14 protein-coding genes and 3 pseudogenes are annotated in these 15,878 nt (G+C 70.6%); 14 read left to right on the top strand and 3 right to left on the bottom strand.

All coding sequences use genetic code 11. The annotated features are described in order from the left end of the window. Positions 1–234: 234 nt before the first annotated feature. Positions 235–912, top strand: a complete 678-nt coding sequence (locus tag ACIBI9_RS06170; protein ID WP_397220860.1) for an SDR family NAD(P)-dependent oxidoreductase — start codon at positions 235–237, stop codon at positions 910–912. An 85-nt stretch (positions 913–997) separates the two neighbouring features. Here ACIBI9_RS06170 and ACIBI9_RS06165 read toward each other — a convergent pair. Further along, a pseudogene (locus ACIBI9_RS06165) lies at positions 998–1,407 on the bottom strand (tryptophan synthase subunit beta); the annotation flags it as partial. A gap of 83 nt (positions 1,408–1,490) precedes the next feature. On the opposite strand from ACIBI9_RS06165, the gene ACIBI9_RS06160 reads away from it, so the two are divergent. The 9 genes and pseudogenes from ACIBI9_RS06160 to ACIBI9_RS06120 all read left to right on the top strand — a co-directional run. Next, positions 1,491–1,757, top strand: coding sequence for a hypothetical protein (locus ACIBI9_RS06160; RefSeq protein ID WP_397221851.1), 267 nt, complete (start codon positions 1,491–1,493; stop codon positions 1,755–1,757). A 426-nt stretch (positions 1,758–2,183) separates the two neighbouring features. Then, positions 2,184–3,995, top strand: a complete 1,812-nt coding sequence (locus ACIBI9_RS06155) for a protein kinase (RefSeq protein WP_397220859.1) — start codon at positions 2,184–2,186, stop codon at positions 3,993–3,995. Between the two features lie 623 nt (positions 3,996–4,618). After that, complete coding sequence (locus ACIBI9_RS06150; RefSeq protein ID WP_397220858.1) at positions 4,619–4,813, top strand: BTAD domain-containing putative transcriptional regulator; 195 nt, start codon at positions 4,619–4,621, stop codon at positions 4,811–4,813. Between the two features lie 160 nt (positions 4,814–4,973). After that, the gene (locus ACIBI9_RS06145) at positions 4,974–5,540 is read left to right on the top strand and encodes an RNA polymerase sigma factor (protein WP_397220857.1); all 567 of its coding nucleotides are present in this window, start codon (positions 4,974–4,976) and stop codon (positions 5,538–5,540) included. Continuing rightward, on the top strand, positions 5,533–6,561 hold the full coding sequence (locus ACIBI9_RS06140) for a CU044_5270 family protein (RefSeq protein ID WP_397220856.1): 1,029 nt from the start codon (positions 5,533–5,535) through the stop codon (positions 6,559–6,561). The genes ACIBI9_RS06145 and ACIBI9_RS06140 overlap by 8 nt, the downstream gene beginning before the upstream one ends. Before the next feature lie 73 nt (positions 6,562–6,634). Next, on the top strand, positions 6,635–7,465 hold the full coding sequence (locus tag ACIBI9_RS06135; RefSeq protein WP_397220855.1) for a hypothetical protein: 831 nt from the start codon (positions 6,635–6,637) through the stop codon (positions 7,463–7,465). A 79-nt stretch (positions 7,466–7,544) separates the two neighbouring features. After that, on the top strand, positions 7,545–10,691 hold the full coding sequence (locus ACIBI9_RS06130; protein ID WP_397220854.1) for a S8 family serine peptidase: 3,147 nt from the start codon (positions 7,545–7,547) through the stop codon (positions 10,689–10,691). A 183-nt stretch (positions 10,692–10,874) separates the two neighbouring features. Next, positions 10,875–11,249 carry a hypothetical protein gene (locus ACIBI9_RS06125; RefSeq protein ID WP_397220853.1) on the top strand — a complete coding sequence of 125 codons (375 nt, stop codon included), beginning with the start codon at positions 10,875–10,877 and terminating at the stop codon, positions 11,247–11,249. 12 nt (positions 11,250–11,261) lie between these two features. Continuing rightward, a pseudogene (locus tag ACIBI9_RS06120) lies at positions 11,262–11,963 on the top strand (AfsR/SARP family transcriptional regulator); the annotation flags it as partial. Positions 11,964–12,069: 106 nt separating this feature from the next. Here the strand turns inward: ACIBI9_RS06120 and ACIBI9_RS06115 are convergent. Further along, on the bottom strand, positions 12,070–13,017 hold the full coding sequence (locus tag ACIBI9_RS06115; protein ID WP_397220852.1) for an alpha/beta fold hydrolase: 948 nt from the start codon (positions 13,015–13,017) through the stop codon (positions 12,070–12,072). Between the two features lie 77 nt (positions 13,018–13,094). Here ACIBI9_RS06115 and ACIBI9_RS06110 point away from each other — a divergent pair, with 77 nt between their 5' ends. Next, entirely contained in the window at positions 13,095–13,721 is a 627-nt protein-coding gene (locus ACIBI9_RS06110; RefSeq protein ID WP_397220851.1) for a winged helix-turn-helix transcriptional regulator, read from the top strand. A 159-nt stretch (positions 13,722–13,880) separates the two neighbouring features. Then, positions 13,881–14,231, top strand: coding sequence for a hypothetical protein (locus ACIBI9_RS06105; protein ID WP_397221849.1), 351 nt, complete (start codon positions 13,881–13,883; stop codon positions 14,229–14,231). Between the two features lie 278 nt (positions 14,232–14,509). On the opposite strand, the pseudogene ACIBI9_RS06100 reads toward ACIBI9_RS06105, so the two are convergent. Continuing rightward, positions 14,510–14,734 (bottom strand): annotated as a pseudogene (locus ACIBI9_RS06100) (TetR family transcriptional regulator); the annotation flags it as partial. On the opposite strand from ACIBI9_RS06100, the gene ACIBI9_RS06095 reads away from it, so the two are divergent. Together ACIBI9_RS06095 and ACIBI9_RS06090 are read left to right on the top strand one after the other, a co-directional pair. Beyond that, entirely contained in the window at positions 14,707–15,015 is a 309-nt protein-coding gene (locus tag ACIBI9_RS06095; RefSeq protein WP_397221848.1) for a hypothetical protein, read from the top strand. The pseudogene ACIBI9_RS06100 and the gene ACIBI9_RS06095 overlap by 28 nt on opposite strands. Before the next feature lie 474 nt (positions 15,016–15,489). After that, positions 15,490–15,876 (top strand): helix-turn-helix domain-containing protein, encoded by a 387-nt coding sequence (locus tag ACIBI9_RS06090; RefSeq protein WP_397220850.1) that lies wholly within the window; start codon positions 15,490–15,492, stop codon positions 15,874–15,876. Positions 15,877–15,878 lie beyond the last annotated feature (2 nt).

Genomic DNA, 15,878 nt, shown 5'->3' with positions numbered 1-15,878 from the left:
TTGAAGCGTGATCTGGCTGGATCGGAACCGGGATGCCCGACAGCTTGCGTGCTCCTCGCGGGACCGTACGGTCACTGGACAGATCCAGGAGCTGCTTGAAGCTATTGTCACCATGATCGCTCAGTAGGGCCCGGTACAACAAGAAGTGCAGAGCCAGGTACGGACAGAGGCGCACGATGTTGTGTGCCGCCTCCGAGCGATGATCAGGTGCTGCGCGCGGGAAAGGGAGTGGTCATGGGAAATGTGCTGGTGACCGGGGCTACCGGAGGGATCGGGACGGCGCTGGTCGGCACGCTCGTAGAGGCTGGGCATCGGGTGACCGCCGTGGGGCGCGACGTCGGGCGGCTTGACGTGCGGGGGATCGAGGCGGATCTGGCCGAACCGGGGACGCTGGCCGCCGCCGTGGAAGCGCTGGAAAATGCAGGGGATCTTGGGGATTTACAGGCGCTGGTGTATTGCGCGGGTATCTCGCCCATCGAAGCCGTCGCCGAGGCCGACCCCGAGACGTGGCGGCGGACAATGGCGGTGAACGTGGCCTCCGCCGCCGAGCTGGTACGGCTGACGCTGCCCGCGTTGCGGCGCTCCCAAGGCCATGTGATCTTCGTCAACGCCTCACCCGGAATGACCGGTGTCCCCCGCTGGTCGGCATTCGTCGCCAGTAAGGCGGCGCTGCGGGAACTGGCCGATTCACTACGTGAGGAGGAGGCCGCCCATGGGATACGCGTCACCACGGTCTATCCCGCAGCGACGGCGACCGACTTGCTGGCTGAGGTCAGAAGCACCTTCGGCCGCCCATACGATCCCGAGGCGTGCATCCAGCCGGAGACGCTGGCCGCGATGATCCTCTGGGCGCTGAGCGCACCAGCTGACGCTTACGCCTGCGAGCTATCCGTACTGCCATCGCCGCGCTGAGCCTCTTGCCCGAAAGCGGGCCGCTTACCTACGCGCCGAATCTGTGCCGACCAAGCGGCCCGGCACACGCGTCAGCGCGAGCGCTGATGCCCGGCATGCCCGCAGACAGCGAGGCCGCATGCTCACCGCTCTCCACGCCGCGTCCGGCGCGCTCGCAACCGATGAGATGTACGCCGCCGTCGGGCAGGAAGCCATGGAAGAGACCGAGTGCGTCCGACCCGCCGCCGACGCAGCGATGGCCGCGTCCGGCAGCCGCCCGGTCCGCTCCAGGATCTGGCGACGGGCCTCCAGGCCGATGACGCGGTGGAAGTCGCGCACCATGGCGGGGAAGGGATGCGGCCCCGCGGCCGTGCCGAAGGGATGGCGCGTTCGCTCGACGTTCGCGACCCAGTTTCTGAACGCCCCGCGGATGGCGTCCTTGAGAGTCCGAGAGCGGGACGTCACCAGGATGACCTCGGCGCCGAGCATCCGCATCCGGGCGACGTTGAGCGCCTGTTCACCGGCAGCCTTGACGGCGTGGACGTACCGGCGGTTCGCCTCGGAAAATCGGGCGGCGGGTGCAGGGGGATACTCCGACAATGGTGAGCGGAGCGGTTGTCGCACGCCGAGCCGTCCGAATCGCAGACCAGGTGCAGGTCTCAGGTACGACCGCCCAGCCGCCGCATCTTGATGGAGCCGACGCGTACCAGCAGGACGCGGGTTCGAGCATGACCGCAGTGGTACGGACCGTTACGTATGTCACCGACATTGCTGACGCAGAGCTGGTGGCCAGAGCTGAGGTATCAGGGCTGCTCGACCCTCGAACGAAAGTGGAGATCGAGGTATCCGCGGTCGAGCCGAACTGAGCCAGGCGCAATCCGGAGCAGGTCGAGTAGTGGTTAGGCCGGTGGTGGCGCGGCTCGCGCATCGATCCCTTCCTGCGCTACCTGTTGAGTTCCGGCGCCGGGCGGTCGAGTTCGCGCGCCAAGGCGGGCTGCCCGTGTGCCCGCCCAGGGACGATCAGCGGCCTGTTGCCTGGGCCGGCGAGCGCGGGATCCTGGACGCGTGCAGACACAACGATCCGCCTCCGAATCGCCGACCTCACCGCTGCCGGAGCGCATCCGCGCCGGCGTCATCGGTGGCGCGGATGACGCCAAGAGGACGGTGACCTGGAGATGGAGGTGAAGCCCGAGCCCCCGGTGTTACTCAGCCCGCCGTCGTGGTGGGACGGGGAAGAGCCGAGGCTAGTCTTGATCCGCCGGACGATACTTGAGGAGAGGGAGCCGCCAGCTGTGCAGCCGCTGCAAGAGCAGGACCCCGACCGGATCGCCGACTACCGGCTCATCGGCAGGCTTGGGGAAGGCGGCATGGGAGTGGTCTACCTCGCCCGGTCGCCACGCGGCCGGATGGTGGCGGTGAAGACCATCCGCGCCGAGCTGGCGGCGGCCCCGGATTTCCGCCGGCGGTTCGCCAGGGAGGTCGCCGTGGCCCAGCAGGTCGGCGGGGATTGGACGGCCGCCGTGCTGGCCGCCGACCCGGAGGCGGCATTGCCCTGGGTGGCCACGGCGTACGTCGCAGGGCCGACGCTGCAGCAGGTAGTGGCGGAGCAGCGCGGGCCGCTGCCAGAGCATTCGGTACGCGGCTTGGCCTCAGGGTTGTGCCGGGCGCTGGGCGACATCCACGCCGCCGGGCTCATCCACCGCGATCTGAAGCCGTCGAACGTGATGGTGACCATCGACGGGCCGAAGGTGATCGACTTCGGCATCGTCCGCGCCTTGGATGCCTCCACCACCGGGGGCCTGACCTCCACCGGGGCGGTGATCGGCTCGCCCGGCTTCATGTCACCGGAACAGATCCGGGGCGAGAGCCTGACCGAGGCGAGTGACATCTTCTCGCTCGGCACGGTGCTGGCCTTCGCCGCCGCCGGGCGGCTGCCGTTCGACGCGCCGGAGAGCCAGTTACACGCCCTGATGTACCGGGTGGTGCACGAGCCGCCGGACCTCACCGGCGTGCCGGAGCCGCTGCTGGGGTTGATCAAGGACTGCCTGGCCAAGGACCCGGCCGACCGTCCGACCCTGGCCCGGCTACGGGAACGAGAAGAGACGCAGTACCGCCTGCTGGGGCCGTGGTTGCCGTCGGAGGTGCTGGCCAGGCTGGGCCAGGAAGCGGTGCAGCTTCTCGACCAGGAGGATCCGCGTACCCGGATGATCCTCGCCGCGGGTGCCGCACCCGGCGCGGCCCAGGCCGCCGAGGCGACGGCCGCGGCCCTGACCGGCTCGCCGCAACCACCCACTGCCCGGCTCACCATGTCCGTCGCCGACCCCGAGGCCGCCGCCACCGGCAACCAACCGCATCAGCAGGCTGTCCGGGCCGGGCAGCCGATGGCGCCGCGGCCCCGGCTGGTCGACGAACGCCGCCGGGCGCGCGGTCGGACGCTCCCGGCCGACGGGTACCGAGCGGCTGTCTACTGGCTCCTCGCCCTGTTCGCCCTGGCCTCCGTACTCACGGCCGTCCAGCAGCTCATTGTCGCCGCCGACCCGACAGACCGGCACCTCGGATACTCCACATGGTGGGGTAACCGGACAGAAATGGAGGAAACCGCCTACGCCCTGACGGGCGCCCAGGCCCTCTTCGGGGTGGGGCTGGTGGTGGGCTGGCTGATCTGGTTCGCCCGGGTACGCACCGTCGCCGAGCGGCTCGCGCCCGGGCAACTGCGGTACCGCCCGTTCATGGCGGTGGTCGGCTGGTTCATCCCGGTGGGAAACGTCTTCCTTCCCAAGCAGATCGCGAACGACGTCTGGCATGCTTCCAGCCTGCCCGGCAGGGGCGGCGGTATGGCCCCCGCCGGTCTCCTGCACGCCTGGTGGTTCGTCTGGCTGGCCACCTTCCTCACCTGGCCCCTCTTCTGGACCCCATGGACGGAGATGATGGAGGTGAAACACCTCCGAACGGGCTCCGATGAAGCGTCCACCCGCTGGTACGTGTTCGAGCCGCTGACCTGGATCAGTCTGACCCTGCACGTGCTGGTTGTGCCGACAGCGGTCGTCGCCGCTCTCTATGTGCACCGGCTGACCTCCATGCAGGCGGCCAAACTCGACGACTGACCGCCAGGGACGAGCGGGCACAGCGGCTGTTCCCGGACGCTCACGCCCGTTCCAGGCCGCCCTGCAGGCGCTGCCCGCCGAGCAGGTGCTCGAAGAAGTGCCGGGCGCCGTCGCCGGCCACCGCGGCCGGGCGGGCCCAGCGCAATGCCGTGGTCACTCGGTTGCCAGGTCGACGCCGGCGTCCAGCAAATCGCCGATGAAGGTACGGCGGAAGTCGTGGGCAGTGGGTCTGTCCGTCTGGGCCTGCTCGCTGCGCGCGGGGTGAACGGAGGGAACAGGCCGCCGGGATGTCACCGCATTCTGCCGGCCGGTCCCGCAGGAGGGCGGCCGTGCTCCGGGTGAGGATGGCAAGGTGATGAGGGTTCCGGAGCCGACGACGGGGTTGATGGTGCCCTCGGCGAGGCCGGGGGCGTGTCCTTGGATGATCGCATCCTCGGGCGGCGGGAGGCGCCCACCGCCCGAGTCCGCTCAGCGCTCGAACACGGAGATGTCCAGCGCCTGCGGCAGATACTTCACCTCGCTGTACACGGACCGCTTACATCAGCGACCTCAGGACGCTCCTCGGCCCAGGGGCCGCGATCGAGTCGGTTCCCCATGGCTACCGGATCACCGCTGCCGCCGACGTGGACGCCACCCGCTTCACCACTCTCGCCGGAGCCGGGCGGCGGGCCTTCGAGGCGGACCGGCCCGCGGAGGCTGCCGAACTTCTGGAGCAGGCGCTCAGCTGCTGGACGAGGCGATCGCCCACCTGCGGGCCGCGCTCGCCGAGGATCCGCTACGCGATACTCAACGAGGATCTCCGCCTCGACGCGCTCTGAACGCCTGGCCTTCTCCCGCGCGACCGTCGTCAGGGCCGGCACCCAGCCGGAGCAGCCGGCTTCTCGTCCGAATCGTCCGTGAACTCTTTCGTGCCGTGGCGGTAAGTACAGGCGACCGTGCCCACCAAGGAAGGCACCGCATGAAGGAGCTGACCGTTTCATGGCAGAACCGGCGACGGCCGAGGCCGCCGACCCGGACCTGATCCGCAGGTCCTGGCAGGAGCCCGAGGTGTTCGCCGTGCTGTTCGACCGTCATGCCCCCGCGCTGCACCGCTACGCCGCCCGGAGGCTGGGCGCCGACGCGGCCGAGGACGTGGTGTCGGAGACGTTCCTGGCGGCCTTCGAGCACCGGCACCGCTATCAGCCCGGCCAGGCCGACGCCCGGCCCTGGCTGTACGGGATCGCCTCGAACGTGATCGGCAAGCGGCACCGCCGGGAGCTGGCCAGGTACCGGGCGTACGCGCGCGGCGGCCTGGACCCGGCGGAGATCGGCGGCGGCCTGGTCGAGGACGGCGTCGCGACGCTGGCGGTCAACCGGCCGCTGGTCGCGGCGCTGGCCCGGCTGCGCACCGGGGACCGGGACGCGTTGTTGCTGGTGGCGTGGGTCGGGCTGACATACGAGGAAGTGGCCGTCGCGCTGGACATCCCGGTCGGGACGGTCCGCTCGCGGCTCAACCGGGCGCGCAAGAAGGTCCGCCAGACCCTGGAGGGAACCGATCATGGATGAGATGGCGGAGCTCGACCGCCTGTGGGCGGACACGCCCGAGGCCACCGAGCGTGACCTGGCCGCCGCCCGCGTCGCGCTGCTGGCCCGTGCGGCGGCCCCGCCGGGCCGGCGCGCACGACCGCGCACTCCGACGAGGCGCCGGTACGCCTTCCGGCTGGCCGCCGTCGGCGTGCTGGCGACGGCGCTCACCGCTGTGATCATCGCGACGCAGGTGGTCCTGGGCGGGCCGGGTGCCCCTCCGGCCAACGCCCAGTCGGTGCTGGAGCTTGCCGCCCGGGCCGCCGCCGATCAGCGGGACCTGGTGCCCGGGCCCGGCCAGTACGTGCACACGAAGAGGCGGGTCCAGGACTTGCGCAACACGCGCGACCCGTCGGGCGGGCCGGTGCTGGGTTACGTGGTGACGGGGGTCGAGGAGCGCTGGGAGCCCGCGGACCCCGGCAAACCCTGGCTGCTCCGGGAGCGGGCCGAGTCCGTCACAGGCGATCCGGTGCCCCGGTGGCTGTGGGACAGAGGCGCCGAGGACACCCTGTACGAGTCGTCCTGCCCCGGGCAGCGCGCTTACGTGCGGCTGGGCACCTGGCCCACCGACGTCGAAGCGGTACGCGCGAAGCTCGCGGCCCGGACCGGCCGGGACCCAGTGCGGATGTGGGCCGAGCTCCAGCAACTGGTCGCGGAGTCGGTGGTGCGTCCGAGCCTGAGTGCCGCGCTCTTCCAGGTGGCGTCCGAGCTGAAGGGCATCCGCCTGATCGGCGATGCCGTGGACGCGGCGGGCCGGCCGGGCGTCGCCGTGACCATGGACGCGGGCGACGGCCGCCGCTCCGAGCTGATCTTCGATCGGCGGACCTACCACTACCTGGGCGAACGCACGGTGAACACCAGGGACATCCAGGTCAAGATGCCCGAGGGCGTCTACACCTCCCGCAAGGGGACGGTGACGGGCACCGCCGTGCTGGCCGTCGATCTGGTCACTGCCCTGCCGGAGGTGGCGCCCAAGGCGTCGCGGCTGCGCATCCCCTGCTGAGACCTTCCCCGATCCGGCGCCTCTTGCGCCGGGAGTTCTGTTTCGCATGTCCGGATAACGAAGGGAAATCATCATGTTCGTTGCCAAGGCGGTCGCTGCCGCCCTGCTCGCGACCTCGTTCGGCGGCCTGGCCACGGCCACGCCGGGGACCGAGGCCGCGTACGAGAACAAGGCCAAGATCGAGTCGACGCGGGCCGCCTGCATGAAGGAGCAGGGGCTCACGTACCTGCCGGAGAAGGTCATCAAGCGCGACCGCACGAAGGAGGAGCGCGCCCGGCTCGCCGGCGACCACGAGGCGCTGCGGGCCTACCGCGCCAAGTACGGCTTCGGCGTCTGGTCCAGGCTCGTCTTCCCCGGCGACCCCGCGGTCGACCGGGACATGGGGGAGAGCAGGAACAACAAGCTCCTCATGTCGCTGTCGGCCAAGGACCTCAAGGCCTGGCGGGCGGCGGACGACAAGTGCTTCGCCAAGGCCGTCAAGAGCGTGCTGGGCAAGACGGTGACCTCGCAGGCCGGCTTCCTCGCCGACGTCAACTCGGCGCTGGCCAAGGGGCTGCGCGAGCTCGACACCGACCCGAAGCTGGCCGCGCTGGGCAAGGAGTTCGGCGGCTGCCTGAAGATCGCCGAGACCAGGCCGACGGTGCTGGCCGCCCGGGGACGGGCCAAGTTCGCCGAGGAGGCCACCGAGGTCGCCAGGACCCAGAGCAAGGGCTCACTCCCCGAGGGATCTGCCGCGCTGCCCGGCCTCACTCCCGAGCAGGCCCGGCCGTACCTGGCCAAGGAGGTGAAGGCCGCGCTGGCCGACCTGGAGTGCGGCAAGGCCTTCTACCCGGGGTACGCGCCCCGGGCGCGGGCGATCGAGGAGCGGGTGTACCAGGAGTTCGCGCTGGACTTCGCGCTCTGAGCACCGTTGCCCGGCGGACCATGCCGTCCGCCGGGCAACGGCTGGGCACAGATCATCTTTGACCACCGAAAGGTAGGACATGAGCTTAGGCAGTGGGCTGATGGCCGCGGTTATGGCCGGGACGGTCGGGCTGGCGGCCGTTCAGCAGCCTGTTCCCGGGGACCGCGCGAGCGCCGCGCAAGAGGCCGGCAGCGTCACCCTCCTGACCGGCGATCGCGTCGTCGTGACGGGCCGCGGCCACCGGGTGGAGCCCGGACCGGGCCGGCAGGTGAGGTACTTCACGCAACACCGCGACGGACACCTCCACGTGATCCCTTCCGACGCGATGCCGCTGGTGGCCGCGGGCGTTCTGGACAGGCGCCTGTTCGACGTCACCCAGCTCCTTCGGTGGCGGATGGGCGACGCGGACAGGGCGGACATCCCGCTCATCACCCAGACGGGCGCGGATCCGGCGTCGCCGCTGAAGGCCGCGCAGCAGACCGCGCGACTCACCGCGCTCGGGATGACCGCCCTGCGGCTGCCCAAGAAGGGCGCGGGAGAGTCCTGGAAGGACCTGATCAACCAGTCCCGGACGCCGGCCGCGGGCAAGAAGAGGATCTGGCTGGACGGGCGCCGCTCGTTCACCCTCGACCAGAGCGTCAAGCAGATCGGCGCCACCGAGGCGTGGAAGCAGGGGATGACCGGAGAGGGCGTCACGGTCGCCGTCCTCGACAGCGGCTACGACCCCGACCATCCGGACCTCAAGAACGTGGTCACGCAGGCGCGCAGCTTCACCGGCGACTCCGATCCGCGCGACACGTTCGGCCACGGCACGCACGTCGCCTCGATCATCGCGGGCGCCGGGGAGAAGTACCGCGGCGTGGCGCCTGGGGCCAGGCTCGCCGTCGGCAAGGTCGGCGGCGCCGAGGGCATCACCGACTCCGCCTTGCTGGCGGGCATGGAGTGGGCGGCCACCGAGGTCAAAGCGAAGATCATCAACATGAGCATCGGCGGGCCCGACACGCTGGAGCTCGATCCGATGGAACAGGCGATCAACACGCTTTCGGCGCGGACCGGCGCGTTGTTCGTCGTGGCCGCGGGCAACAACGGCGGTCCGGTCACCGTGAGCAGCCCGGGAAGCGCCGACGCGGCCCTGACCGTCGGCGCGGTGGATCGTACGGACCAGCCGGCCGGGTTCTCCAGCCGCGGTCCCCGGCTGGGTGACCACGCGATCAAGCCGGAGATCACCGCCCCCGGTGTCGACATCACGGCGGCGGCCGTCGGCGGCGGTTACATCGCGCACAACGGCACCTCGATGGCCGCGCCGCACGTGGCGGGGGCCGCCGCGATCCTCGCCCAGCGGCACCCCGGCTGGACCGGTGAACGGCTCAAGGCCGCCCTGATCGGCAGCGCCGCCCCCACCTCGGGCGCCACACCTTTCGACCAGGGCGGCGGGCGGGTGGACCTGGTCCGCGCGCTGGCACAGCCGGTCGTCGCCGTACCGGCCACCACCTGGGCCGCCTTCCCCTGGGGCGGCACGGATGGCCGGCAGACGACCAGGACCCTCACCTACGCCAACTCCGGCGACTCCCTCGTCACCCTGGACCTCGCCGTCACGGGCGACGTGCTGAAACTGTCCACGGACCGGCTGCAGGTGCCGGCGGGAGGGCAGGCGCAGGTCACGCTCACCATCGACGCCGAGGGCAAGAGCACCGGTGAGCACACCGGCGTCGTCACCGCCACGTCGGGCGACACCGTCATCCGCACCCTGGCCGGCGCGTACGTGGAGCCGGAATCGGCCGACGTGACCGTCACCGCCATCACCCGGGAAGGACGCCCCGCCTCGGGTTTCGGCGAGTTCTACAACCTCGACACCGGCGGTTCCCAACTCATCACGTTCGAGCGCGGAACGGCCAAGGTCCGCCTGCCCAAGGGCCGCTGGAACCTCTATGCGGACGTGTACGAAGCCACCGCCGCCACGACCGCGCACGTCCCGGTCGACGTCGGTGACGGCGATCAGAAGGTGGTGCTGGACGCGCGCCAGGCCAAGCAGATCCGGTTCTCGGTGGACGATCCGACCGCCGTGCCGGAGCAGATCCAGGGTCTCACCCTGGCCAACGGGACCTGGTACTTCGGCTGGATGGCCGTCGGGGACCCTGGCCGGAACTTCTTCGTGCTCCCCGTACGCCAGCCCGAGCTGCGCTACATGACCAGCACCGTCTGGCACAAGAAGGACGCCTCGCCCAGCCCCTACCGGTACGACCTGGTCGACTACCGGGTCGGCGGCATCCCGGACGACCCTGCTTACACGGCGCGGACGGCAGACCTGGTGAAGGTGAGCGAGACGTACCGCGCCTCGGGCGTGCCGGGCCAGGGCGTGGCGGCCACTGGACCCCGTATGCCTGGTATGGACTGGGCCTTCACGGTCCCGTCGCCCGCCGTCGATCTCCCCGGCGCCATGACGCACTACCGGACCCCGGGATTCGTCTGGGACAGCGAGCTCCAGGCCGGCACCGCCACGCTGACCGGCACCAGCGGCCGCCTGGATCGGGGACCGGTACGCGAGGTGTGGAACGCCGCGGTCACCGGGCCCGGGTTCGCCGCCGCCGGCGGCGAGCGTACCGGCAACGAGCTGAGCGTCTCGGCCGCGCAGTTGTTCAGCGACGGCGTTGCCGGGCGGAGCGGCGCCGACGCCGCGGCCACCGGCGCCCTCACCCTCGCCAGGAACGGCGAGGTGATCGCGAAAGCCGACGTGACCGGCTGCGCTCCCGCTGAATCGGGCAAATGCCTGCTGTCGGCGCGGCTCCCGGAGGCCGCGGACACCTACACGCTGACCGCGTCGGTACGCAGGCAGGCGGCCCTCACCACGGCGGTGGACGCCGTCTGGACCTTCCGCTCGGCCGGCATGGCGAAACCGTCGCCCCTGCCTTTGATGGCGGTACGCTACGCGCCGACCGGCCTCGACGACTCCAACCGCGCCCGTCCGGGATCCGTGACCCGGGTCCCCATCTGGATCGAGCGGAACCCCGGAGCCGCCAAGGCCGCGGTGCGGTCACTGACCCTGGAGATGTCCGCCGACGACGGCGCGACCTGGCGCCGGATCCCCGTGCTCCCCGGCGCCACCGGCTGGACGGCGCTGCTCCCCAACCCCCGCACCCCGGGATTCGTCTCGCTCCGCGCCACAGCGACGGACGCCGCCGGCGGCCGCGTCGCCCAAACGATCACCCGCGCCTACGCCGTCGGCTGACGAGACCCGGCCGGCCGCCCACGCCGTCGAGGCACCCTCGGTGGGCGGCCATCCGTGAAAGGTCCCAGGTCCGCTGGAAACCTCGGCGGACCTGGGACTATGGGGACCTGCCTTTCTGTTTCCAGTGACGTTGTCGGTCCATTTCCGACGATCGGACCCGTACGAGCAGCTATCGAGCAGCCGATGAGCTTGCCGATCGGCGTGCAGGTGGGTGCCGCCTATGGGCGTGGGGACTTGCTGCTCTATGTCGCCGCGTCGGCGGGTTGCGTAAACGCATGCCGGCACACTCGCCGTGGGCCGATCCTGCCGTGGTCTCCCCTGGTGATCGGCACCCTGGCGAGTCTGATGCACATCGTGATCTCCAAACTCCGCGAAACCCTCGGACCTCACACCACCGAAGAGATCATCCATACCGTGCCCGGCGGCTACCGGCTCGCGCTCGAACCCGACCACGTCGACGCCCACTTGTTCACCCGCCTGACCAAACGCGCCCGTACCGCCCGGACACAAGGGGGCGGTGCCGCCGCGGACGCCTTGTTCCGCACAGCCCTGCAGTAGTGGCGAGGCGAACCACTGGCCGGACTGACCGACCCCTGGGCACGAATCGAAGCCACCCGCCTGGAAGAAGAGCACCGGACCGTCCTGGAAGACCACGCCGATCTCCGCCTCGCCGCCGGCGACCACCACGCGGTGGCCGCCGACCTGGCCGTACACGTGCGGGCCCATCCACTACGCGAGCGCCCCGCCGCCCAGCTCATGCTCGCCCTGCACCGTGCCGGCCGCCCGTCCGAGGCGCTCGCCGTCTACCAGAACACCCGCAGGATCATGGTCTCCGAGCTCGGCATCGAACCCGGCGCCGAACTACGGCGCCTGCACCAGGCCGTCCTGGTCAAGGATCCCGTCCTCGACCTGACCACGCCGGCCCAACCGGTCACGGTCAGCGAGCCGTACATTCCGGCCGAACTGCTCGCCGACACCCGCGCCTTCACCGCCCGCGCCACCGAGATCGACCGCCTGCGCACCGCGCTCGGCCCCGAGGCGTGGACGGCAGGATGGCCGGGCGGACCCGCGGGGCCGGCCTGGTCAGCCGCCGCCTTTGGCAAGGTGGTCGGCGGGCTCGTACCGGATGCGCAGCCGCTGAATCGTGCCGTCGTCGAGGGTGAAGAACTCGGCGAGCCTGACGACGCCCTTGGGCAGGTGGGCGTCGTAGAGCACGGCCGTCTCGTCCCAGCTGTGGATTTCCGGCTTTTCCGAGCTGCGGTGGTGAGGTGACTGTGTGAGAGGCGTCGACGCCTTCAAGATCGGTGGCGACCAAGCTCGCCGGACCGGAAGGCCTCGACTTGTCCGAGCCTACGGCGTGTCTTGCTGCGCGCTGCCGTCACGACCCGTGCGGGTGAGAGTGGTCCAATAGGTCTGTCTCACCCATGCGACTCGCGTTTCCGGGCTGCGTCGCTGCCCAGTCGCGGATCGCGGCGACGAACTCCTCCGGCGCGTCGGACTCCACGTAGGTGCCGGCGCCCTCGACGATCACGGTCTCGTGCTCGGGGAAGGCCGCTTCCAGACGCTCGCGCTCCTGGGGACGGAAGGCGATGTCGGCGTCACCCCACACGATCAGTGTCGGCAGGTGGGCGAGGTCAGTAAGGCCGGCCTCGACCTCGGCGAAGAAGGCCCGGCTGGCGAGGATCCGGCCGGGGAGTACAGCGGAGGCCTGGCGCCGCTCCGGGGTGTCCAGCGCCCGGCGGTAGTGGGTCATCTCGGCTGCGGTCGGCTTCCGCCTTCGGTGGCCGGTGGGGATGAACGCGTCGACGAGGAGGTTGAGCCGCCGGACCAGGAAGCGGATCGGGAGTCCGCCGACGATGCGAGAGAAGGCCTCGAAGTGGAGAACGCCTTTGACCGGCCATGCCCAGGTGTTGGCGAGCACCAGCCGATCGAAGACGCCCGGCCGCCGCAGCACGGCAGCCAGGCCGATCGGGCCGCCCCAGTCCTGCCCGACCAGAGTGACCCCCTTGAGGCCGAGCGCGTCGACAAACCCGGTGACCACCTCTGCGTGCTCCTCGGGCAGGTAACGGTAGCCGAGCCTCGGCGTCGACAGCCCGAAGCCCGGGTAGTCGAGGGCGATGCACCGGAAGTCGTCGCGCAGCGCGCGAATCACGTCGCGCCAGAGGAACGACCAGGTCGGGTTGCCGTGCAGGAGCAGCAGTGTGGGACCTGACCCCTCGTCGACGTAATGCACGGTGTGCCCGTCGATATCGACGAAGCGGCTCTCGTACGGGAACAGGCCGTCGTCGACCCAGGAAGGCCGCGCGCTCTCGATGGCATCGGCCATGGAGGTCCCCTCTCGGCTCGGTTTGCGGTAGGCTTGAGTCTGTCAAGCACACTTGAGAAAATCAAGTAAGAGGTGTGATGCGTAGCTACGGTCACTACTGCGGGCTCGCCCGGTCCCTCGAAGTCGTCGGCGATCGGTGGAATCTGCTCATCGTCCGCCAGCTCCTCATCGCCCCCGCCCGATACCGGGACCTGATCGACGGCCTCCCTGGCATCGCGACCAACCTGCTCGCCGACCGGCTCCGCGACCTCGAGGCCTCGGGCGTGGTCGAGCGGCGACTGGCCGGCGAGGGCAGCGTGGTCGCGTACGCCCTTACGCCGTGGGGTGCCGAGCTGCGCCGGCCGATCGAGAGCCTGATCCGCTGGTCCACCCCGTTGATGGTTCGCGGCCCCGAAGGCGACTCCTTCCGCCCCGAGTGGCTCGCCCTGGCTCTCCCTGCCCTGCTCGACACCCGGGTCAAGGTCCGCCTCTCGGCGACGGTCGGCCTCGAGATCGGCGACCCGCCCTTCCAGCTCCGCGCGACGCGCTCCGGCTTCGAGGTCGGCCCGCATGACGGCCGCGACCTCGACGCCACCGTCCGCGCCGACCCCGCCTACGTCCTCGGCCTCGCCGCCGGCGCCCTCACCCTCAGCGACGCCCGCGCCCTCGGACTGGTCGAGATCGACGGCGACGAGTCCGTCGTCCGCACCGTCTTCGCCGCCTGACGGGGCCGCTCCGTCAGTCGTGAGGTGGCGGCATCCCGTGGAGATACCGCAGGACCTTGGCACCGAGAGCGGCGGTGATCGTGGCTGGCGGCAACGCGACGACATCGCGCACACCTTACGAAAGGACCTCGACGTTTGTCCGAGCCTAAGAACACACCCATGCCTGGCGGTCACGACCCGCTGGAGTGGCTTGAGGAGATCGCCGCCGACTTCGGCGACCAGCCAGAGGTTGTCTTGGCGACGATGTTCCGCAGCCCGGGGCTGCGCACCGGCGGCAAGATCTTCGCCTTCCTCGGACACGACGGCGAGCTCATCGTGAAGCTCCCCAAGGATCAGGCCCGCCGCCACGTCGAGGCTGGGAGCGCCGAGCCGGTGACCATGGGAAAGCGGACCATGCGGGAATGGATCGCCTTCCCGGCCTCAGACGGCGACACCGCGACCCTCGCGCTGTGGCGGCAGGTGGCCCACGAAGCCCACCGATACGTCGACGCGCTCCGGCGATCAAGCTGACCGCGAGCGCCCGATGGAGCCGATGGGTCCCTGCCGCCCATCACGACGGCGCGCGACGACGTGTGGTGGGCGTCCAGAACCTCCCGGATCTCGGGTGGCGCCGGTGTGGGTGTCGGTGACCAGGCAACCCCGGCGGGCGTGCTCGCCGGTGCAGCGCGCCGCCACCAGTCGCTCGAAAAGCCGGTGACGGCGGGCAGGCCGCGCTCGTCGGCGGCGAGCGCGGCGAACACCGGCCGCGACTGCCGCTCCAGGTAGCGGCGCAGCGCGGCCGCCTGTAGCCGCTCCTTGCCGCCGAAGGTTGCATGAAGGCTGGAGCGGCTCAATCCGGTGGCCTGCACGACCTCGGCGATGCCGGTGGCCTCGGTGCCGCGAGCCTGTGGCGCGGCGGCCCACGGCTGGGCGAGCTGGCCGGACTCTGGGCCCGCACGAAGCCGCCCGCCTCGAAGAAGAACGGCTGGCCGTCCTGGAAGACCACATGGACGTACGACTGTCCGAGGGTGCATCCGGCCCCTGCGCCGTCGCGGTCGGCAGCGGCCAGGGCTCGGCCTGCCGCTTGCGCTTCCTCGGGGTCGGTGTAACCGCCCTGGCGGACGCGCTGCCGCTGCCTGTCCAGGCCGCGTACCTGGACCGCGAAATACCAGCTGCCGTGATCGTCATCTACCGGCAGACGCGGACACGTGACGCCTCGCTGACGTCCCGTTTCCGCATCCACACAGCCGCATTGCCTGCTGACCTGCACACGTGTCTTTGCCATCTGTCCCACCTCCCCCACGGTGTGCGATGACAGACGCGCCGGCTAGGACTTGCACTCGATCAGGGACGACCTCAGGGCGAGTGGCCGACATACGTGGAGCTCGTCGAACCGGCCCCGTCGTGATCGCGCCGTCGCGTCGCCGGATGCAGGACTGTGACGAGGGTCTGCCGGGCGTGGGAGGGGTTTGCCGCCTTACACCAGCGGCGGCGTGCTCGGCTGGCCCAGGCAGGCCACGCCCTGTGCGACGGCCACCGGACCTCACCGCTGCGAACCACCCAGACGACCGGCCCAAGCCCACATCGCCGGCAACCCGACCCGCCTGATCTCGCTGCGCGGAGTACGGTGCGCGCCCTGCTCGTGTGGCTGGTCACCAACGTCACCCGAGCGCTCGCCGCCGCGGTGACCCCGTGGTGAGCGCGCAGGTGCGCCTGAGGCCGAACGGAGGAGGCAGGGACTGGTTCCGCTCTGCGCGAAGCCGGCGGAACTCGACCGCGCTGTCTACCTATGGTGTGGAGTATGGCCTCCTCCATCCCGCAGCCATCTTCCGTCTCGCCGCTACGTCCAGCGATCGATCGGACCGCCCTCAAGCCCTCTCCGGCTCGCGAGCCGCTGTGGCGGCAGGTGCTCGGTGAGTGTCTGAGGGGCCTTCGTCAACAGCGGGGCGAGAAGTTGAGTGAGACGGCGGGTCGCGCCGGAGTCTCGCCGCAATATCTCTCCGAGATGGAACGAGGCGTCAAAGAGCCGTCGAGTGAAATGATCGCCGCGGTCGCCGGCGCGCTGGATGTGACCCTGGTCGATCTGACTCTTGCTGTCGCAGAGAGTTTGCGGTCTGCTCAGACCAGCGGGTCGAGGGGTGCTGTCTGCTCGGCGGCGTATGCTCTGGCCGCGTAGCG

This window comes from Nonomuraea sp. NPDC050451, from assembly GCF_044458585.1.
Note: the sequence above shows the minus strand (reverse complement) of the source record. Positions and strands in the feature narration are given on the sequence as shown.